Annotated in this window: 17 protein-coding genes and 1 tRNA gene; 11 read left to right on the top strand and 7 right to left on the bottom strand. The window is 67.1% G+C overall.

Annotated elements, in window-relative coordinates:
* Window positions 1-40 precede the first annotated feature (40 nt).
* The 3 genes from ftsH to Q5923_RS00455 all read right to left on the bottom strand — a co-directional run bounded on the left by ftsH (window position 41) and on the right by Q5923_RS00455 (window position 5,538).
* Window positions 41-1,936: an ATP-dependent zinc metalloprotease FtsH gene (gene ftsH / locus Q5923_RS00445; RefSeq protein WP_303131386.1), complete on the bottom strand. Its 1,896-nt coding sequence runs from the start codon at window positions 1,934-1,936 to the stop codon at window positions 41-43.
* Between the two features lie 225 nt (window positions 1,937-2,161).
* Window positions 2,162-4,105 (bottom strand): fructose-1,6-bisphosphatase, encoded by a 1,944-nt coding sequence (locus Q5923_RS00450; protein WP_303131387.1) that lies wholly within the window; start codon window positions 4,103-4,105, stop codon window positions 2,162-2,164.
* A gap of 338 nt (window positions 4,106-4,443) precedes the next feature.
* Entirely contained in the window at window positions 4,444-5,538 is a 1,095-nt protein-coding gene (locus Q5923_RS00455) for a hypothetical protein (protein WP_303131389.1), read from the bottom strand.
* A gap of 750 nt (window positions 5,539-6,288) precedes the next feature.
* Between Q5923_RS00455 and ileS the strand changes: the two genes are divergently transcribed.
* Together ileS and lspA are read left to right on the top strand one after the other, a co-directional pair.
* A complete protein-coding gene (ileS, locus tag Q5923_RS00460) occupies window positions 6,289-9,099 on the top strand; it encodes an isoleucine--tRNA ligase (protein ID WP_303131392.1) in 2,811 nt (936 codons plus the stop codon).
* A 10-nt stretch (window positions 9,100-9,109) separates the two neighbouring features.
* Entirely contained in the window at window positions 9,110-9,616 is a 507-nt protein-coding gene (lspA, locus tag Q5923_RS00465; protein WP_009279304.1) for a signal peptidase II, read from the top strand.
* Between the two features lie 109 nt (window positions 9,617-9,725).
* Here the strand turns inward: lspA and Q5923_RS00470 are convergent, their stop codons facing one another.
* The 4 genes from Q5923_RS00470 to Q5923_RS00485 all read right to left on the bottom strand — a co-directional run bounded on the left by Q5923_RS00470 (window position 9,726) and on the right by Q5923_RS00485 (window position 13,209).
* Window positions 9,726-10,880, bottom strand: coding sequence for a glycosyltransferase (locus Q5923_RS00470; protein ID WP_009279303.1), 1,155 nt, complete (start codon window positions 10,878-10,880; stop codon window positions 9,726-9,728).
* A gap of 99 nt (window positions 10,881-10,979) precedes the next feature.
* Window positions 10,980-12,107, bottom strand: a complete 1,128-nt coding sequence (locus tag Q5923_RS00475) for an ABC transporter ATP-binding protein (RefSeq protein WP_009279302.1) — start codon at window positions 12,105-12,107, stop codon at window positions 10,980-10,982.
* 9 nt (window positions 12,108-12,116) lie between these two features.
* Window positions 12,117-12,953: an ABC transporter permease gene (locus tag Q5923_RS00480; RefSeq protein WP_009279301.1), complete on the bottom strand. Its 837-nt coding sequence runs from the start codon at window positions 12,951-12,953 to the stop codon at window positions 12,117-12,119.
* Between the two features lie 181 nt (window positions 12,954-13,134).
* A tRNA-Asn gene (locus tag Q5923_RS00485) sits at window positions 13,135-13,209 on the bottom strand.
* 280 nt (window positions 13,210-13,489) lie between these two features.
* On the opposite strand from Q5923_RS00485, the gene pyrR reads away from it, so the two are divergent.
* From pyrR to Q5923_RS00530, 9 genes are all read left to right on the top strand, one after another.
* Complete coding sequence (pyrR, locus tag Q5923_RS00490; protein WP_009279300.1) at window positions 13,490-14,062, top strand: bifunctional pyr operon transcriptional regulator/uracil phosphoribosyltransferase PyrR; 573 nt, start codon at window positions 13,490-13,492, stop codon at window positions 14,060-14,062.
* The gene (locus tag Q5923_RS00495) at window positions 14,063-14,998 is read left to right on the top strand and encodes an aspartate carbamoyltransferase catalytic subunit (protein WP_009279299.1); all 936 of its coding nucleotides are present in this window, start codon (window positions 14,063-14,065) and stop codon (window positions 14,996-14,998) included.
* Window positions 14,982-16,274, top strand: a complete 1,293-nt coding sequence (locus tag Q5923_RS00500) for a dihydroorotase (RefSeq protein WP_009279298.1) — start codon at window positions 14,982-14,984, stop codon at window positions 16,272-16,274. Before Q5923_RS00495 ends, Q5923_RS00500 begins: the two co-directional genes overlap by 17 nt.
* A gap of 65 nt (window positions 16,275-16,339) precedes the next feature.
* Complete coding sequence (locus Q5923_RS00505) at window positions 16,340-17,137, top strand: dihydroorotate dehydrogenase electron transfer subunit (protein ID WP_303131399.1); 798 nt, start codon at window positions 16,340-16,342, stop codon at window positions 17,135-17,137.
* Window positions 17,131-18,057 (top strand): dihydroorotate dehydrogenase, encoded by a 927-nt coding sequence (locus tag Q5923_RS00510; protein WP_062531005.1) that lies wholly within the window; start codon window positions 17,131-17,133, stop codon window positions 18,055-18,057. Before Q5923_RS00505 ends, Q5923_RS00510 begins: the two co-directional genes overlap by 7 nt.
* A complete protein-coding gene (gene pyrF / locus Q5923_RS00515) occupies window positions 18,051-18,776 on the top strand; it encodes an orotidine-5'-phosphate decarboxylase (RefSeq protein ID WP_009279295.1) in 726 nt (241 codons plus the stop codon). Before Q5923_RS00510 ends, pyrF begins: the two co-directional genes overlap by 7 nt.
* A 182-nt stretch (window positions 18,777-18,958) precedes the next feature.
* Window positions 18,959-19,267 (top strand): integration host factor, actinobacterial type, encoded by a 309-nt coding sequence (gene mihF, locus Q5923_RS00520; RefSeq protein WP_009279294.1) that lies wholly within the window; start codon window positions 18,959-18,961, stop codon window positions 19,265-19,267.
* A complete protein-coding gene (gene gmk, locus Q5923_RS00525) occupies window positions 19,267-19,860 on the top strand; it encodes a guanylate kinase (protein WP_303131403.1) in 594 nt (197 codons plus the stop codon). The genes mihF and gmk overlap by 1 nt, the downstream gene beginning before the upstream one ends.
* A complete protein-coding gene (locus Q5923_RS00530) occupies window positions 19,847-20,140 on the top strand; it encodes a DNA-directed RNA polymerase subunit omega (protein WP_009279292.1) in 294 nt (97 codons plus the stop codon). The genes gmk and Q5923_RS00530 overlap by 14 nt, the downstream gene beginning before the upstream one ends.
* Window positions 20,141-20,144 lie beyond the last annotated feature (4 nt).

A 20,144-nucleotide genomic window follows, 5' to 3' on the forward strand; every position in this document is an offset into this window, starting at 1 on the left:
GCCGATCGGAGAGGGCGGGGCCTGGGATTGGAGCGTTGCGCTAGTCCTGCTGGTACTTGGGCGCGAAGCCGTCGTCGCGGTTGAGGATGTTCATGAACTCCTCGCCGGTGATGGTCTCCTTCTTCTGCAGGTAGTGCGAAATCTCGTGCAGCTTGAAGCGATTCTCGCGCAGGGTCCTGAGGGCGGTCTGGTGGCCCTCCTCCACGAGCGCGCGCACCTCCTCGTCCACCTCGCGGGCGGTGCCCTCCGAGCAGGTGAGCTGGGAGCCGCCACCCAGGTAGCGGTTGGTCGTCTCGCCCAGGGCGGTCATGCCGAACTTGTCCGACATACCCAGCTGGGTCACCATCGCCCGGGCGATCTTGGTGGCCTTCTCGATGTCGTTCGCGGCACCTGAGGTCATGTGGCCGAAGATCAGCTCCTCCGCCGCGCGCCCGCCGCAGAGCACGGCGATGCGCTGCTTGTACTCCTCGCGGGTGGTGAGGTAGTGCTCGTCCTCCTCCGCCTGCATGGTGAAGCCCAGGGCGCCCGAGGTGCGGGGCACGATGGTGATCTTCGAGACGGGGGCCTTGCCGTCCTGCACGGCGGCGACGATGGCATGGCCGGTCTCGTGGTAGGCGACGACCTCCTTCTCGTGCTCCGAGAGGACCGTCGACTTCTTCTTCTCGCCGGCGATGACGGTGTCCACGGACTCCTCGATGTCGGTCTGGGTGACCTTCTTGCGTCCCATGCGCACCGCGCGCAGCGCCGCCTCGTTGATCATGTTGGCGAGGTCGGCCCCCGAGGCGCCGGGGGTCTGGCGCGCCACGGCGCCGAAGTCGACGCCGCCCTCCATCTTCACGTCGTTGGCGTGGAGCTTGAGGATGGACTCGCGGCCCGCGAGGTCGGGGAGCTCGACGGGGATGCGGCGGTCGAAGCGGCCGGGGCGCAGGAGCGCCGGGTCGAGGGAGTCGGGACGGTTGGTGGCGGCGAGCACCACGATGCCCTTGTGGTTGTCGAAGCCGTCCATCTCGGCCAGGAGCTGGTTCAGGGTCTGCTCGCGCTCGTCGTTGGTGCTCAGGCCCGCGTCACGCCTCTTGCCCACGGTGTCGATCTCGTCGATGAAGATGATGCAGGGCGCCTTCTCCTTGGCCTGCTTGAAGAGGTCACGTACCTTGGCGGCGCCGCGGCCGACGAACATCTCGACGAACTCGGAGCCGCTGATGGAGAAGAAGGGCACCTTGGCCTCGCCGGCGACGGCCTTGGCGAGCAGGGTCTTGCCGGTGCCAGGAGGGCCCACGAGCAGGGCGCCCCTGGGGCAGCGCGCGCCGATCTGGTTGTACTTCTCGGGGCTCTCGAGGAAGCTCACTATCTCCTCCAAGGACTCCTTGGCCTCGTCCTGGCCGGCGACGTCCTGGAAGGTTATGCCGGTCTCCTCCCCCTTGACCTCCTTGGCGCCGGAGCGTCCGAGCCCTGCGCCTCCCAGGCCAAAGCCGCCGCCGAAGTTCATCGAGGGTCCGTCCTCGCCCATGGACTTCTTGAGCCTGCGGTTGAGCAGCCAGCCGCCGCCGAAGATGAAGAGCAGAGGGAGGCCATACGAGAGCAGCAGGTAGAGCCACACGCTGGAGCTCTGGTCGGGGATGTTTGCCGATATGTCGACGTTGTGCTGTCGAAGCTTGTCAACCAGCGTCGAGTCGCCGGGGAACTGCGTGGTCTCGTATATCTTCTCGCTGTCGCCCTCCCCGGTGGTGAAGCGGATCTTGCCGTTCGAGGTGTCGAGCTGGAGCTGCCTCACCTCGTCCGAGTCCACCATCCCGAGGAACTGGCTGTAGCTGACGCTGGTCACCTGGCTGCTCACGATGCTGGGGTAGAGCGTCGTCCGAACAGCGATGGCCAGGGCGATGGCGATGACCATGTAGAGGATCATCGACTGTCGCTTCTTCCTGTTGTCCATCTCCATCTGGCATTTCTCCTTCTGCCGTGCCTCTGGGCGCGTGCTGGTGTTCGAGCCGTGATTCCCCCGTCCCCTCGCGAGGGGGCGGTTCTGCTTTAGATACCCAAGTTGGGGCGCTTCACTCCCGCTCCACAGGAAGTGGGGCGGGGGAGAGGCGCCTTCCCCCTGCCGCGGAAGCAGGTCGCATGCGAGGCGCATTCGTGCCGGGATGCGGGCCCTCTCGCCTTCGCCCTAGGGGCGCTTGCCCTCGCCCATGCGGCCGGAGCGGTAGGCGTCGAGGAGGCGAGAGAGGTCCTGGATCTGCGCGCGAATGCTGCGCCCGGTGTCGGTGTCGGCGATTTTGAGGGGACGGTCGGCCTGCTCGATGACGGTGACGTCGCTCTCTATGTCCGCGTTCTGGTCGAGTGCCGCGTCCACGCCCTGGAAGGGCTCGTGCGCCTTGATGCGCATGCCGCCCGCGCCGAAGATGAGCGTGTAGCCCGCGATGCCGGTCTTCTTGTGGTAGGCATGGCAGAAGCCGCCGTCTATCACGAGGAGCCTCCCCCCGGCGCGGCAGGGGCTCTCGCCCGCGCGCGCCCTCACGGGGGTGTGGCCGTTGATGATGTGCGAGTGCCTCCCGGTGAGTCCGAACTCCGCGAGCACGCGCTCGCAGACCTCAGGGGAGTTGGTCAGACGGTAGTAGGGGTCCTCCGGCTCCTCCCACGTCGCGCGGTCGGCCACGAAGGTGCGCTCGAAGGTCTTGACGACGCGGCCCGAGAGCGGGGAGTGCCGGCCGCACCAGAGGTACCACATCCAGTCCAGCGCGGGCTGGTCCCCCCGCGTCCACGCGCGACGCGCGATGCGGTCGCAGAAGTCCATGTACCCGCGGCCCGCGTACTTGACGCCCTCGCCCGTGACGGTGCTGGGGCGCCCGTCCTCGTCGAGCGGTAGGCAGCCATGGAAGAGCAGGTTGCCGTTGCGCACGAGGTAGAGGCTGCCGTGCTCGTAGAGGAAGGCGACGTGGCGACGCAGGCGGTCGCTCGCGCGGAAGGACTTGACCAGGCCGCGCACGACCTTGGCCTCCTCGGGGTCGAGCTCGTAGGGGTGGGCCGTGTTGATGGTGGGGAAGTCGCAGGTCCTGAGCTCGTGCTCCTGTCCGCCGATGGCCACCGTGCCGTCCACCACGTCGATCTTGTCCAGGAGCAGGCGGTCCTGCATGCCGAAGTCGGGGTGCCTCTGGATGAGCTGGCCCTCGAGCTTGAAGAGGATCACGCTGATGGCCTTCTCCATGGGGGAGATGACGTCATAGTCCACATAGGTCTTCTCGGCGAAGAGGGCAAGCTGGCGCAGGCTGATGCCATAGGCGCTCTCGAGCACCTCGAGGGTGCGATAGCGCACGTTGGCGCGGACGACGGCGGCCACGCAGGCCTCGGAGCCGGCCGCCGCGCCCATCCAGCAGATGTCGTGGTTGCCCCACTGGATGTCGAGCGAATGGTAGGCCATCAGGCGCTCGATGATCTTGTCGGCGTGCGCGCCCCGGTCGAAGAGGTCGCCTACCACGTGCAGGTGGTCGACGGCGAGTCGCTTGATGAGCGAGCTCAACGACACGAGGAAGTCATCGGTGGAACCTGTGCCCACGATCGACGAGATGATCTGCTCGTGATACTCGTGGCGGCTCGTCTCTCCCTGGCCGGAGGCGTGCAGCAGCTCGTCGATGATGTAGGCGTACTCGACGGGCATCGCCTTGCGCACCTTGGAGCGGGTGTAGAAGCCTGAGAGGTAGCGGGCAAGGCGCACCAGGCGGAAGAGCGTCGCCGCATACCACTCGTCGGTGTTGGCGCCCGCCGCGCGCACGCGGGCGAGCTTCTGCTTGGGATAGTAGATAAGGGTGCAGAGGTCGGCGCGCTGGCCGCTCCCGAGCTCGGTCGCGAAGATGCGGTCCACCTGCTCGCGGATGACGCCGGAGCAGTTGTTGAGGATGTGCTCGAAGGCTTCGTCCTCGCCGTGGACGTCGCTCATGAAGTGCTCGGTGCCCTTGGGCAGGTTGAGGATGGCCTCGAGGTTGATGATCTCGGTGAAGGCCGAGCGCATGGTGGGGAAGTTCTGCGAGAGGAGCCTGAGGTAGCGGAGGTCGTCAGGGCCTCCGTGAGCCTCGTCCGCCGTCGTGCCCGTCGGTTTCAGAGCCTCGCCTGCCAAGGTGTCCCGCCCTTCTCCCCGTCGCGGCCGCGCCAGCTGGGACGAGGTCGCGGAACTCTTGTGCCATGTGTCCATCGTTGGGGACGGCGGCGTCTCTTTCAATGCGCAAGCTGTGGATTTCCGTGCGTGGTAGCCTACGGGCGGCATGGGCGCCGCTTGGCTGCGTGGTCGTGGCGCTTGTGTGGCGTCGGGCTCCGGTGGCGTCAGGCCATCCGTCTTGCCTTTCGACACGGAATTCGCGCGATTCTCGTCAAAAAGCGTGGCAAAAGACAAGATGGATGGCTGGACCCGCCCATCGACCGCCTTGCCGTCGCGTACGGAGCGGCTCTTCGACCATGTCAGCGGCCACCTTCCGGCTCGCGCGCCAGCCGGCTCCTCGGCCAGACCCGCTTGCAGCGCAGCCTCCAGCCGCCAAGCTCCATGGGACGCCACTCTTCCCTGAAGGGGCTTCGCAGGCGAGAGGGGCGTCCCGGCCGCGGGATGCCGTAGCGTTCCAGGAGCGACTCGAAGAAGCCCAGCCTGCAGACGTCCGCAAACGAGAAGCGCATGACGCGCACGCCCGCGGCGCTCAGCCTCGACTCGCGCAACCGTTCCTCCGCCAGTACCTCGACGGCGCTGCGACCCTTGGTCATCTGCGGGTTCACGTACTTCTCGCGCCCGTCCAGCTCGCCGGCGACCCGGTTCCCGTCCGGCAGCGTCCAGAGGAAGTCGACCCGGTAGCTGCGTCCGGGGGCGAACGGGTCCGGCACCTCGACCTGGAGCTCCGGAAGCTCGAAGCCCAGCTCGAGCATCGCTGCGCGGGCGATGGACTCCCCGCCGCTCTCGGCGCGGGGGTCGGCGTGCCGCAGGATGCCAAGCGCCCGGCGGAGTCCCGGCTCGCCGTGATGGAGGGCGATCAGGCGGTCGGCGAGGGTCTCCCAGTCGTCCAGTCCCATGGCCGCCATGCCCGAGTCCGCCACCGCGAGGCCGTCCCTGAAGCCAAGCCTCCTCAGGCAGTCGTAGACGCTCTGCGCAAGGTCGGTGACGTGGACGCCATCTTTCCAGCACGCCCCTCGTGCCGACGTCGCGTGCCGAACGATTGCTCCGGTGCTTCTCGTGGGCGAGCCAGGGCTGCTCAGGACGTGGAGGGTCCCGACCTCCCGGAGGGGCACCGACAGCCCATGGGCCAGCGCCGCGGACACGTCGCAGAACACCCAGCCGGGATGCCTGGCGCAGAGCGCCCTCATCTTCCAGAGGGCCCTTTCCGGCTCTGTCAGCGCGGCCCAGGCGCTCGTGCGGACGTAGAGGCCATGATGAGGGGAGACCAGCGCGCCCTTGGCTCGCAGCCTCTGCAGCTTTGCCGCGTCCGCCCTCGTGTCGGCATGGACGAGTCTGCGCTCGCGCTCTCCGGCGTCGAGCAGCTTGCCAATCCTCTGGTCCGCGTCGCGCGACATCTCCGCTCCCCCTCCTCGTGCCCTGTGCTTGCTTGGGAGGCAAAGATACCTGTGGGAGGCGTCGTGCGCCTGCGTGAAGCTGCACGATGCCCGCAGGCGAGAGCCGCAGCCTCCTCTCAGGCGCCATTGCCAGGAGCCGCCCGACGCACCATCTTGTCTTTCGCCACAGAATGTGAGCGATTCTCGCCAAAAAGCGTGGCAATAGACAAGATGGACGACCGGGCGTCCGAAAGGCGGCGGGTCTGGCAGGCGACGGCCGGCCGGGCAGCCGAAAGATGGCGGCCTCGGCAGGCGACGGCCGGCCGCATGTGGTGAGCCTGGCGGACCTTGGACGACCGCCCCGCGTACCGCCGGCGTGGAGGGTCCGTTCGCCCGCGCATTGCTACCGCCTGCGTGCTATCATCTCTCCCATCAAAAGCTGTGAAGGGGAAGAGTACCCGGGGCAGCGTGGCCAACAGAGAGCGACGAGGCTGAGAAGTCGCGACCACGTCCCGGAGAACATCACCCCGGAGCCGCGGCCCCAAAGCGGGCGCGACCGGCAACGGGTCGCACGCTCGCGAGTAGGCGCCGTCGGAGTGGCCGCCGTCACAGGCCAGCCGAGTTTGGCGGATTTCCGCTCGCTGGGTGGTCACAAGCGAAGTGTCGTGCGAGCGCTTCGTCCCAGCAGGAGGGACGGGCGCTTTTTTCATGCGTCCGGAGGGGACGCACCCGCGACGCGGGGGCGAACGGCACGAGAGGAAGGGCGCGAGCGTGGCAAACGAGTACAAGAAGACGATGAACCTCCCCAAGACGGGGTTCCCCATGAGGGCGGGCCTGGCCCAGAACGAGCCGAAGCGCCTGGCCGAGTGGGAGGCCAACGACGTCTACGGGCAGATGCTCAAGAAGAACGAGGGCCACGACAAGTTCGTGCTCCACGACGGCCCTCCCTACGCCAACGGCCCCATCCACCTGGGACATGCGCAGAACAAGATCTCGAAGGACATCATCAACCGCTACTGGTCCATGCGGGGCTACCAGACCCCCTACGTGCCCGGTTGGGACTGTCACGGCCAGCCCATCGAGCACAAGGTCGAGGAGATGCTGGGCACCGAGAAGTTCAACCAGCTTCCCACGGAGAAGATCCGCGAGCTCTGCCGCAAGATGGCCGTCGAGCAGGTCGACACCCAGCGCCAGGGCTTCAAGCGCCTGGGCGTCCTCGCCGAGTGGGACAACCCCTACCTAACCTACGTCAACGACTATGACGCCACCGACGTGGAAATCTTCAAGGCGATCTTCGACAAGGGCGCCATCTACCGCGGCCGCAAGCCCGTGCACTGGTGCACCCACTGCCACACGGCGCTCGCCGAGGCGGAGATCGAGTACTCCGACGAGGTCTCGCCTGCCATCTTCGTCCGCTTCCGGATGACCACCGCGCCAGCCGGCCTCGAGCCCTATGCCGACTCGCTCTTCGTCGACATCTGGACCACGACGCCCTGGACGCTTCCTGCCGACGACGCCGTCATCCTCCATCCCGAGGCGAGCTACGTCGCCGTGCGGGTCGACGGCAGGGTCGAGCTCATGGCAGAGGCCCTGCAGGAGAGGTGCTGCGCCAAGTTTGGCTACGAGGGCGTCGAGCTCGTGCGCGACGCCGACGGCGAGCCCTGGCACGCGACGGGCACCGAGCTCCAGGGCAACCGCTACAGGCAGCCGATCTTCGGCGACCAGGGCGAGGAGGGCGTGTTCATCTTTGCCGACTACGTCACCCTGGACGACGGCACTGGCATCGTGCACAGCGCCCCCGGTCACGGCGTGGACGACTACAACGCCGGCATGCGCTTCGGCGTGCCCGTGGTCATGCCCGTCGACGACGACGGCCGCTTCTACGTGGGAGACGGCATGGGGACCGGCGGCCCCTGGGGCGGCATGGAGGTCAACGAGGCCAACCCCAAGATCATCGAGTGGCTCGACGAGCGCGGCGCGCTGATCCTCCACGAGGACATCAACCACAGCTACCCCCACTGCTGGCGCTGCAAGAACCCGGTCATCTTCCGTGCCACCAGCCAGTGGTTCGTCTCCATGGACAAGACCGGCCTCAGGAGGCAGGCGCTCGAGGAGCTCTCGCACGTCGACTTCTATCCCGCGCACTCCGTCAAGCGCATCGGCTCCATGGTCGAGGGCCGTCCGGACTGGTGCATCAGCCGCCAGCGCAACTGGGGCGTGCCCATCCCCGCCTACACCTGCCAGGACTGCGGCGAGACCGTGATGAACGACCAGACCCTCGATGCCGTGATCGAGCTCTTCCGCGAGCGGGGCTCCGACTGCTGGTTCACCGAGGACCCCGCCAGCTACCTGGGCGACGCCTGCGTCTGCCCCAAGTGCGGAGGGCACCATCTCAAGACCAACAAGGACATCCTGGACGTCTGGTGGGACTCCGGCGTGAGCCACACCGCCGTCTGCCGTCACCGCGACAACCTGCAGTTCCCCGCGGACATGTACCTCGAGGGCTCCGACCAGCACCGCGGTTGGTTCATGAGCTCGCTCATGACCTCCGTCGGCGCGTATGGCGTGGCCCCCTACAAGTCCGTGGTGAGCCAGGGCTTCACCCTGGACGGCAAGGGCCGCAAGATGTCCAAGTCCCTGGGCAACGTGATCGACCCCAACGCCGAGTGCGACACCCGTGGCGCCGACATCCTGCGCCTCTGGGTCTCGTCCGTCGACACCTCGACCGACGTCCCCTGCGACGACAGCATCCTCGAGCACGTGGGCGACGCCTACCGCAAGATCCGCAACACCCTCCGCTTCCTCCTGGGGGAGCTCGAGGGCCAGTTCGACCTCGCGGCCGACGGCCTGCCCGTCGAGGGGCTCCTGCCGTACGACCGCCTCGCCCTCGCCCGCATGTGCCAGGTGCACGATGAGGTCTCGCGCGCCTACGAGGGCTACCGGTTCAACGTGGTCTACCGCACCCTGTACGACTACATCATCACCGAGCTCTCCAACGACTACCTCAACGCGACGAAGGACCGCAGCTACTGCGGCGCCTCCGGCAGCGTCGAGCGTCGGAGCGCCCAGACCGTCTGGTCGTATGTCCTCTCCATGCTGGTCCACGACTTCCAGCCCATCCTCGCCTACACCACTGACGAGGCCATGGCGTTCTTGCCCGAGTCCCTGCGCGACGGCCAGCGCTACGCCGCGCTCCTCGACTGGTTCCAGGCACCGATGCAGGCGTCGGAGTACGAGCCGCTCCTCGCCACGTACCAGGCGATGGTCGACGCCCGCGGCGCCTTCACCAAGGCCTATGACGAGGCGCTCGCCTCCGGCGTGGTGAGCGAGAAGACCACCCAGGCCACGCGCGCCGAGCTCACCCTGACCAAGGACGCCTTCGCGCTCCTCGCAGGCGATAGCGCCCCCGACCTCGCCGAGGCCTTCGTGTGCTCCGAGGTCTGCGTCCACGAGGGAGAGGCGCTCTCCTGCGAGGTCCTTCCCGCCAACGGGGAGAAGTGCCCCCGCTGCTGGAACTGGCGCGAGCTGGGCGAGGATGGACTCTGCGCGCGCTGCTCCTCCGTCGTCGGCGCAACAGAGTAGGGGGGCTGACGTGGACGCCACGAGGCCCCTGTCCCGTCGCGGAATGCGCTCCGTGGCCCTCCTCCTTGCTGTGTGCCTCGTCGTGGTGGTCGACCAGGCGGTCAAGGCCGCGGTGCGCGCCCTCTATCCGGTGGGGGAGGGGGAGACGCTGATTCCCGGCGTGCTCGACCTCCTGCACGTGGAGAACACGGGCGCCGCCTTCAGCATGGCGCGCGGCATGGGCCCGCTGCTGGTGGTCATAGCCATCGCGGTCCTCGCCGGCTGCGTGGCCCTGGTTTGGAGGGAGGACATCCCACTGCCCCTTGCCGTTGCCATCGGCTGCGTCGCCGGTGGGGGAGTGGGCAACATGATCGACCGCCTCTTCCAGGGCTCGGTGACCGACTTCCTCGCCACGCGCTTCGTGGACTTCCCGGTGTTCAACGTCGCGGACGTCTTCGTGACCTGCGGAGTGGCCGTCTCCGTCGTGGGCTACTACCTCTGGGACCTGAGGGGGGAGAGGGGCCCCTCTGCGACGTAGGCCGTCGAACAGTCATGCCAGCGAAGCGCAGGGCCCGCAGCCATGTGGCTGCGGGCCCTGCGCTTCACATGGTCTTGCGACCTGGGCGGCACGTCCCTCTCCCCGCATCCTAGATCGAGGCGGAGTGCGTGGACGTCGGCTTGACGAGGCCCTTCTCCGCCGCGCGCCTGCGGGCGAAGATGCCCAGGCGCGAGAGGGCGAAGGCAGGTCCGTTGGTGCACCAGCTGTAGAAGAACTCGCCCACGAGGCTCCTGAGGTAGGGGAGGTCGCTGAAGGGGACCGGCTCGTAGCCGGAAAGCCTGAAGTAGGTGCGCTTGAAGGAGCCCGAGAGCGTGACTATCGATGCCACGACCTTGGGGTCCATGCGCCTGAACATCTGGCTGATCCACTCCCTGACCTCGGGGACCTCGAGCCCGAACTCGTCGATGGCGGCACCCGCGTAGCGGAAGCCGATCACATAGAAGGACCTCAGGATGCCCTCGTCGGTGACGCCGCAGCGCTCGATGACGTCGGCCATGTCGTTCCAGCGCTCGAACGAGAGCCCCGCCTTCCTGAGCACCGACGAGGAGCCGGGAAGGTCCTCTCGGTAGCAGTAGAAGGGCTCGTTTATGTAGACGATGGACTTGGCCAGGACGCAGGTCTGGATCAGGAAGGGGTTGTCCACCCAGCCGGCGCCGGGCACCTCCATGAAGCGTATGTCGTTCTGCGTCAGGAAGTCGCGCCGGTAGATGGCGGACCAGATCGAGGGGTGGTGCTGGATGAGGCGGGGGCAGTCCGCGAGCGTGAAGGGCTCGTCCTCGGGCTTGATGCGACCGTAGTAGGAGCACATGTAGAGGTGCTCCTGCGGGGTCGTGGGCATCCAGACACGTATGTAGGGCGTCTTGACCATGTCGGGCAGGCCGTGGCGCTCGGCGCACTCGAACATGACGTCGAACATGTGGGGGCGCAGGTAGTCGTCGGGCTCCAGGATGCCGACGTAGGTCCCGCGCGCCTCGGAGATCCCGCGGTTCATGTTGGCGCCGTAGCCCGAGTTCTCCTTGTCGATGACGCGCACGCGGGGGTCGCGCGCCTCGTGCTCGCGCATGATGGCCAGCGAGCCGTCGGTGGAGCCGTCGTTCACGACGATGACCTCGAGCGAGCAGCGGTCATTTGCCTCGAGCGAGCTCAGCGCCTGGTCCAGGAAGGCCTCGGTGTTGTAGCAGGGGACGATGACGCTGACGTCGATGCCGTCCTGCGCCGTCCTCGTCGGGGCCACGTCTGTCATGCTCTCTTCCGTTTCTGGGCGAAGGCGCCGCCCGGTCGCGTCCAAAGGGGTTCGAAGGCGAGAACGTCCGCGCCCTCGCCTGGTGCGCGCGGCCAGCCCCTAGCCGGCCAGCCGCTTGTAGGCGTCGCAGACCTCGTCGGTGGGGCCCACCATCCGCATCTTGCCCTTCTCGATCCAGCAGACGCGGTCGCAGATGCGCTCCACCAGGTCGATGGAGTGGCTCACGAGCAGCACGGTGACGCCGTCCGACTGGACGAGCTCCTTGATGCGGCGCTCGCACTTCTTCTGGAAGAGGAAGTCGCCCACGGAGAGCGTCTCGTCGACGATCAGGATGTCGGGCTCGGTGATGGTCGCGATGGAGAAGGCGATGCGCGCCACCATGCCGCTGGAGTAGTTCTTGAGCGGCATGTCCATGAAGTTCTGGAGCTCGGCGAACTCGACGATGTCCTGGAAGTGGGCGTCGATGAACTCCTTGCGGTACCCCAGGAGCGCGCCGTTGAGGTAGATGTTCTCCTTGGCCGTGAGGTCCATGTCGAAGCCCGCGCCGAGCTCGATGAGGGGCGCGATGGTGCCCGTGACCTTGCAGCTGCCCTCGCTGGCGTCCAGCACGCCCGCGATGATCTTGAGCATGGTGGACTTGCCGGAGCCGTTGGTCCCCACGAGGCCGAAGGCCTCGCCGCGCTTGACCTCGAAGTCGATGTGGTCGAGCGCGCGGAACTCCTTGAACTTGAGCTCGTGTCGGGCGAGGGCGAGGAAGTACTCCTTGAGTGAGTTGAACTGCTCGGACGCGATGTTGAAGATCATCGAGACGTCTTTGACCTCGACCACGCTGGGCGCGTCCGCCGAGGGCAGGGGAGGCCTCCTGAAGCTCTCGTCCTCCTGGACGGTGACCCAGCGCGACGCCTCCATCACGACACCCGTGTGCTTGTGCCGCACGCTGACGCAGAGCCAGAACGAGCCGGTCTGCGGCGGGATGAAGCCCCATTGGGACTGGTCGTCGTAGACGCCGGAGCTGCCGTGGAGCGGCCCGTCCTCCTCCACGTCGAGCGACCAGCGATAGCGGAACTCGAGGTCCGTCCACTCCACGGCTCCCTCCACGTGGGCTGTCGCGAAGATGGGGGTCGCGTCGTCGACCGTGTCGGCCGAGAGCTTGAGGGTCACGCCCCAGCCGGGCCCCTCGGGGCTCGCTGGCGTCGCGCCGGAAACGTTGCTGCTGGTCTCGGACACGAGCTGCTCCTAGATGTAGAGGATGAACTTGCGCTCGTTCTTGCGGAAGACGAGCGCGCCGACCGCGAGCGAGACGACGGCGCAGCCCGCGCAGGCGAGGTTGAGCTTGAGGGAGGGCATGCGCCCGTAGAGGACGAGCTCCCTGATGTAGCGCACGTAGTGGTACATGGGGTTGAAGACCTCGAGGGAGCGGAGCCAGCCGGGAAGGATCTCCTCCGCGTAGAAGAGCGGCGTGGCATAGGTCCAGGCGGTGAGCACGACGCCCCAGAGGTGCATCACGTCGCGGAAGAAGACCGAGGCGGCGGAGAGGAGCAGCGAGAGGCCGGCGCAGAAGGTCCCCAGGTAGAGGACAAGGAGGGGCAGCATCAGGACGTAGACGGTGGGGGAGATGCCCACGAAGCCCATGACGAGCGCGACGGCGATGAGCGAGAAGACGAAGTTCACGACGGCGAAGAGGACCTTCTCGATGGGGAAGACCCAGCGGTCGATCTTGACCTTCTTGAGGAGCGACGCAGCCCCTATGATTGACGACATGCCCTGGCTCGTGGACTCGCTCATGAGCGAGAAGGTCACGTTGCCCAGGATGATGTAGAGCGGGAAGCTCGGGATGCCCTCCGCGGAGCGGCCGGCCAGGGCGGAGAACACCACCGCCATGACCGCCATCATCATGAGCGGGTTGAGGACGCTCCATGCGACGCCCAGGGCGCTGCGGCGATACTTGAGCTTGAAGTCCTTCGACACGAGCTGGCGCAGGATCGAGGCGTTGCGCTCGCCGGCGGGATACCACGCGTCCTCTCGGGATGTCCTCTGGGCCTTGGGCACGCCTGTGCTCGGAGCTTCTTCCAAGGTTCCTCCTGGGTATGAAATGCCTGCCCACATGCAGGTAGATGCCATGTTTGCACTAATCCTTTTAATGCTATCACACCAATGGCGGCCTCATGCAAACGCCAGACAGCACCAGGCGACGGGCATGCGGCCCGCCCATGGAAAAGGCCCGCGGGAACGAGTCCCACGGGCCTGATGCGTCTGGCTCCCCGGGCAGGATTCGAACCTGCGACACGCTGATTAACAGTCAGCTGCGCTACCACTGCGCCACCGGGGAATTCGTCGTGCGCTGTGCACGGGTGACTAGTATAGCCAAGAGAGACGGTCCTGCAAGCATGAATTTCTGGATTTTTTTCGCCCGAGGAGCAGGTCTGGCAAGGGTGGCGAATCGCCCTTGCCAGCCGACGGAATTCGTGTATCGTTCTCCTTGACCTTTAAGCGCGGTACGAGATACCGGTAAGGTGCGGGACCGATGCGTCCCTACATAGCCTCATCCCAGGTGTCTTGTACCGTCGACAGACGGTCAGGGCATTTTTTCTAGTTCTGGGAGGAGAGCAATGGAACAGTCCAGACCCAAGGCGACCATCATGGACGGCCAGGCGATGGAGCGGGCGGTGACCCGCATAGCCCACGAGATAATCGAGCACAACGAGGGGGCCCAGCACATCGCGCTGGTCGGCATCATCCGTCGCGGAGAGACCCTGGCCAACAGGCTCGCCGAGGCCATCGAGAGGATCGAGGGCTCGCGTCCCCAGATCGGGTCGTTGGACATCAGCTTCTACCGTGACGACGTCATGCGCAACATCGCGCCCGTGCTGCACGCCACCAACATCCCCTTCTCGGTCGATGGCAAGGACATCGTCCTCGTGGACGACGTCCTCTACACCGGTCGCACGGTGCGCTCTGCCCTCAACGCGCTCATGGACTACGGCCGCCCCAAGACCGTCCAGCTGGCGGTCATGGTCGACCGCGGGCACCGCGAGCTGCCCATCCGAGCCGACTACGTGGGCAAGAACGTGCCCTCCTCCCACGAGGAGGACGTGCGCGTCTGCGTGGAGGCCCTCGACGGCCGCGACAGCGTCGAGATCTGGGACGTCAACAGCGAGAAGAACTCCGGAGGTGCCAGGTAAATGCTCTCGGTCAAGCATCTCATCGACACGTACAGCCTCACTGCCGATGACATAACGCAGATCCTCGACACGGCCGCCTCCTTCGAGTCGGTCAACAACCGCGCCATCAAGAAGGTCCCCGCCCTGCGCGGCCGCACCATCGTCAACCTCTTCCTCGAGCCCTCCACCCGCACCAAGAGCTCCTTCGAGCTGGCCGAGAAGCGCCTCTCGGCGGACAGCCTGAGCATGGGGGGCTCCACCTCGTCGGTCGTCAAGGGAGAGAGCCTGGCGGACACCATCCAGACCATCGACGCCATGAACGTCGACATGTTCATCTGCCGCGCCAAGCTGGCGGGCACCCCGCAGAAGATCACCGAGAACACCGACGCCGTGGTGATCAACGCCGGCGACGGGAAGCACCAGCATCCGACGCAGGCGATGCTCGACCTCTACACCATCCGCAAGAACTTCGGGCACCTGGACGGGCTGAAGGTCGCCATCGTGGGCGACCTCGCGCACAGCCGCGTCTGCGGGTCGCTGGCGCCCGCGCTCAAGACCATGGGCGCCGACGTCACGCTGGTCGGCCCCCCGACCTTCCAGGTGGACGACCCCGACTGGTTTGGCTGCCCCCAGACCGCGAGCCTCGACGAGGTCATCGAGGACATGGACGTCGTCTACATGCTCCGCGTGCAGCTGGAGCGCATGGAGGGCGCGGCGATTCCCTCCCGCCGCGAGTACAACCGCCTCTACGGCCTTGACATGAAGCGCGTGAGCCGCATGAAGGACGATGCGATCATCTGCCACCCCGGCCCCATGAACCGCGGCATGGAGATCAACGCCGACGTGGCCGACTGCGCGCGCTCGAGGATCCTCGACCAGGTCAATGCCGGTGTCCTCACCCGCATGGCCGAGATGTACCTGCTTCTGGGAGGAGAGAACAATGCCGTTTCTGCTTAAGGCTGCCCACGTCGTCGACCCTCAGCTTGGCCTGGACGACGTCCGTGACGTGCTCGTGGACGACAAGGAGGTCGTCGCGGTCAAGGAGTCGCTCGAGGCCCCCGAGGGCTGCGAGGTCATCGACTGCTCCGGCAAGTACCTCCTTCCCGGTCTGGTGGACATGCACGTCCACTTCCGCGACCCCGGCTTCGAGTACAAGGAGACCCTCGAGACCGGCGCCCGCGCGGCCACGCACGGCGGCTTCACCGACGTCGCCACGATGCCCAACACCGACCCCGTGATCGACACCGGCACCGGCGTGCGCTACCAGATCGACCGCGCGCACGCCGCGGGGCTCTGCCACGTGCGTCCCATCGGGGCCCTGACCCGCGGACAGAGGGGCGAGGCCCTGGCCGAGATCGGCGACATGGTGATGGAGGGCGCCTGCGCCTTCTCCGACGACGGGCACGGAGTCCAGAGTGCCGGCATCATGCGCACCTGCATGGACTACGTCTCCCAGTTCGACCGCGTGGCCATCGCGCACTGCGAGGACGAGTCGCTCACGGCACACGGCGTCATCAACGAGGGCAGGGCCTCCACGAGGCTCGGCATGTTCGGCTGGCCCGCGCTGGGCGAGGAGATGGAGATCTATCGCGACATCGAGCTCTGCCGACTCACCGGCTGCCCGCTGCACATCGCGCACATCTCGACGAAGAAGGGGCTCGACCTTGTCAAGGCCGCCAAGGCTGAGGGCCTGCCCGTCACCTGCGAGGTGACCCCGCACCACCTCTTCCTCAACGAGGACGACATCACCGACGCCTACGACACCAACCTCAAGATGAACCCACCCCTGCGCCTTCCCTCCGACATGGAGGCGCTGGTCGAGGGCATCCTGGACGGGTCGATCGACTGCGTCGTGACCGACCATGCCCCCCACGCCCAGCACGAGAAGGACTGCGAGTGGGAGATAGCCTTCTTTGGCACCGTCGGGCTCGAGACCTCGCTTCCCCTCATGCTTACTCACCTCGTGCGCACGGGCCGCATGAGCTGGGATCGCCTGGTCGAGGTCATGGCGGTCAACCCGCGCCGCATCCTCAGGCTGCGCCCCGTCCGCGTCGAGGCGGGGTCGCGCGCGGACCTCACGCTGGTCGACCCCGAGCTCGAGGTCAAGGTGGACGAGGACTACCTCCAGGGGCTCTCGAAGAACTCCGCCTTCCTGGGGCAGACCCTCGTCGGTGCCGCCACGGACGTCTTCGTGGACGGTCGCCGCACCCTGGTCGATGGCGTCGTCGCCTAGCCTGGACCTCTGTCGGACAGGAGGCGTCCCTCGGGGCGCCTCCCCTCGTAGCGGGGAGTAGCGAGTTGATTCCTAGCTCTGGCGTGGGGCTGCACGAGTTCGAGGTCGTCTCGAACGAGGAGGTCGCTACCTCCACCTGGCGGCTCGTCCTGCGCGCGCCCGCCCTGGCGGGCTCCATTCGGCCCGGCCAGTTCATGAACCTCGAGGTTCCGGGGGACCCCAGCCACCCCCTGAGGATCCCCCTCTCGTTCGCTTCGGCCGACGCCGTCGCAGGGACGGTCGATCTGGTCTATGCGGTGGTGGGCGAGGGGACGGAGCGCCTTTCGCACATGGCTCCCGGGCAGCGCTCGACGGCCGTGGGGCCAAGCGGCCATGGCTGGAGGCTGCCGGAGCCCGTGCCCGTCCGCGTCCTCCTCGTCGCGGGCGGCGTGGGCGCCCCTCCCATAGTCGCCGCCGCGGGCATGCTCGCCGGGGCAGGGGTCCCCTTCGACGCCGTCCTGGGCGCGCAGACCGCCTCCAGGCTCTGGGGAGAGGAGCGGCTCTCGTCCCTTGGCGCCGGGACGGTGCTCGTCACCACTGACGACGGGAGCCGGGGCATCAAGGGCTTCACGACCGACGCCATGTCCCGCCTTCTGGGGGAGAGGGACTACGGCCTCGTCATGAGCTGCGGGCCACAGCCCATGATGGCCGGCGTGGCAAGGCTCGCGCGCGCGGCGGGCATCGCCTGCCAGGTCTCGACGGAGCGGATGATGGGCTGCGGGTTCGGCGCCTGCAACAGCTGCAACGTGACCATGGCGGCAGGGGGCTACCGCTCCTGCTGCAGCGACGGGCCCGTCTTCGACGCGGAGGAGCTGGCATGGTGAGCGAACCCAGGATGGCCGTCGACCTTGGCGGGATCAGGATGAAGAACCCCGTCAACACCGCCTCGGGGACCTTTGGCTACGGCTGGCAGTTCGAGGGATTCTTTGACGTGTCACTGCTCGGCGCCATAACGACGAAGGGCTGCTCCGCCGTCCCCTGGGACGGCAACCCCGCGCCGCGCCTGGCGGAGGTCGACTCGGGCATCCTGAACTCGGTGGGGCTCCAGAACCCGGGCATCCCCGCCTTCGTCGAACAGGCCGGGGAGTACCTCCAGGGCCTGCGCGACCGCGGCTGCCAGGTCATCTGTCAGGTCGCTGGCCACTCGCTCGGCGAGTACGCCCGCGCCGTGGAGCTCTATGACGAGCTGGCTCCCTTCGCCTCAGGGCTCGAGATAAACATCAGCTGCCCCAACGTGAGCCAGGGGGGTGCGGCCATGGGCGCCACGCCACAGGCCGCCGCCGAGGTCATGAGGGCCGTACGCGACCGCACGAAGCTTCCCCTGGTGGTGAAGATGGCCCCCCATGACGTGTCCGAGATCGCCCGCGCGCTCGAGGCGGAGGGCGCGGACGCGCTCTCGCTCATCAACACGATCCCCGCGATGGCGATAGACGTCCGCAGCCGCAGGAGCCGCCTCTCGCGGCCCACGGCAGGCATGTCCGGCGCCGCCATACACCCCATAGCCGTGCGCATGGTGTGGGAGGCCCACAAGGCCGTGGGCCTCCCCCTCGTGGGCATCGGGGGCGTGCGAACGGGCGAGGATGCCGCGGAGCTCATCCTGGCGGGTGCCACGAGCGTCGCCGTGGGGACCGCAAACCTCACCGACCCAAGCTCTGCGCCCAGGATCCTGGCGGAGCTGACCGACTGGGTCCGCGACCAGGGGGTCGCGGACGTCAACGACCTGATTGGAGCCGTGGAATGCTAAGCGAGTCAGAGGCGCGCGAGAGCGTCATCGTCGCACTGGACTGCGACCGCAAGGAGGCCCTGCGGCTTGCCGGCCAGCTCGAGGGCAGGGCCCGCTGGGTCAAGGTGGGCATGACGCTCTTCTATGCCGAGGGGCCCTCCATCGTCCGCGAGATGGGGGAGAGGGGGCTCAGGGTCTTCCTGGACCTCAAGCTGCATGACATCCCCTTCCAGGTCTTCGGGGCCGCGCGCTCCGCCTCGCTCAGTGGGGCCGACATGCTCTCGATCCACGCGCTGGGGTCCGCGCAGATGGTGAGCCAGGCCAGGGCGGGCGTGGAGAGGGCCGCCGAGGAGTGCGGGAGAGACAGGACCCGCCTCGTCGCCATCTCGGTCCTCACCAGCATGGACGAGGAGGCGCTGAGCTCGGTCGGCATCGACCGCGATCTTTCGGACGAGGTCTCCCGGCTCGCCTCGCTCGCCGTCGGCGCGGGGTCGGACGGCATCGTCTGCTCTCCCCAGGAGGCGGCGTCGATGCGCGCCCTCCTCGGCCCCGACGCCCTGATCGTCACCCCGGGCGTGCGGCCGGCGGGCGCCGCGCTGGGCGACCAGAGGCGCGTCGCCACGCCCGCCGCGGCGATTGCGGCCGGCGCCTCGAAGCTCGTGGTGGGCCGCCCCGTCACGCAGGCGGGAGACCCCGTGGCCACCTTCGAGTCCATCGTTTCCGAGCTCTGCGAGGGCTAGGCGCCCTTCGGTTGCGGTCGATTCGGGGCCATTTTGTGTAGAAGAATGGCCTTGAAGAACAAAGCTGCAGTTGTAGACTTGTAAAATACCTAGTCAATTGGCAAACTATGGGCTTGCGCCGACGGCTCGTACTTGCCGTGACGTATGGATCACGACGTATTTTTCCGATGTTTGGAGGAACCATGGCACTACCTCAGCTTACCGACGAGCAGCGCAAGGCCGCACTCGAGAAGGCCGCTGCCGCTCGCCACGAGCGCGCTGAGCTCCGCGACAAGATCAAGAGGGGTGACATCACCCTCGAGGAGGTTCTTAACTCCGAGGATCCCATCGCCAGCCGCCTGAAGGTCTCCGCCCTCATCGAGTCCCTTCCCGGCTACGGCAAGGCCAAGGCCACCAAGATCATGGACGAGCTGGGCATCTCCGCCACCCGTCGCGTCAAGGGCCTGGGTGCTCGCCAGCGTGAGCAGCTCATCGAGGTGCTCTCCAAGTAGTGCCTAGGACCCCACGACTCTTCGTCATTTCCGGACCGTCAGGAGCGGGGAAGGGTACGCTGCTCTCGCAGGTGCTGAGGCAGCGTCCCGACCTGGGCCTGACGGTCTCGGCTACCACGAGGAACCCACGCCCCGGCGAGGTGGACGGCGTCTCGTACCACTTCCTCGGCGAGGACGAGTTCTCGCGCCTCGTCGCGGAGGGTGCCTTCCTCGAGTGGGCGAACGTCCACGGGCACCGCTATGGGACGCTGAGAAGCGAGGTGGACGACCGTCTCGCCCGCGGAAGCTCGGTGGTGCTCGAGATAGACCCACAGGGAGCCTTCAACGTGCGGCGCATCTATCCTGACGCCGTGCTCGTCTTCATCGAGCCCCCCTCCATGGAGCTCCTCGAGCAGAGGCTCCGCGCCCGTGGCACCGAGGACGAGGCCTCCATAGGGCTGCGACTCTCCAACGCCAGGCTCGAGATGGCGCGCGCGCACGAGTACGATGCGCGCGTCGTCAACGACGAGCTCGAGGCAGCGGCGGCCCGCCTCGCGGACACGATCGATTCATTCGAGAAAAACGGAGGGAACTCCCAAGATGGCAGTGACTAAGCCCGAGATCGACACCCTGCTCGACCAGACCGAGCAGAACCCCTTCCTCCTCTGCGCCGTCGCGTCCAAGCGCGCCTGCGACATCAACAACATGGTGCGCGGCCAGCACCTGCGCGTGACGGCCATCCAGGAGTTCGACGACATCACGCCCGTCATCTCCGGGGAGGACCCCGTCTCCATCGCCATGTCCGAGATCGAGGACGGCACCCTGAGCTTCGTCAAGGACGAGTTCGACAACCAGATCAAGGGCTCCAACGCCCAGGTCGAGCACAACCTCTAAGCGC

Origin of the sequence: uncultured Olsenella sp. (assembly GCF_959602185.1) — a bacterium.
Lineage (GTDB): Bacteria > Actinomycetota > Coriobacteriia > Coriobacteriales > Atopobiaceae > Olsenella_I > Olsenella_I phocaeensis.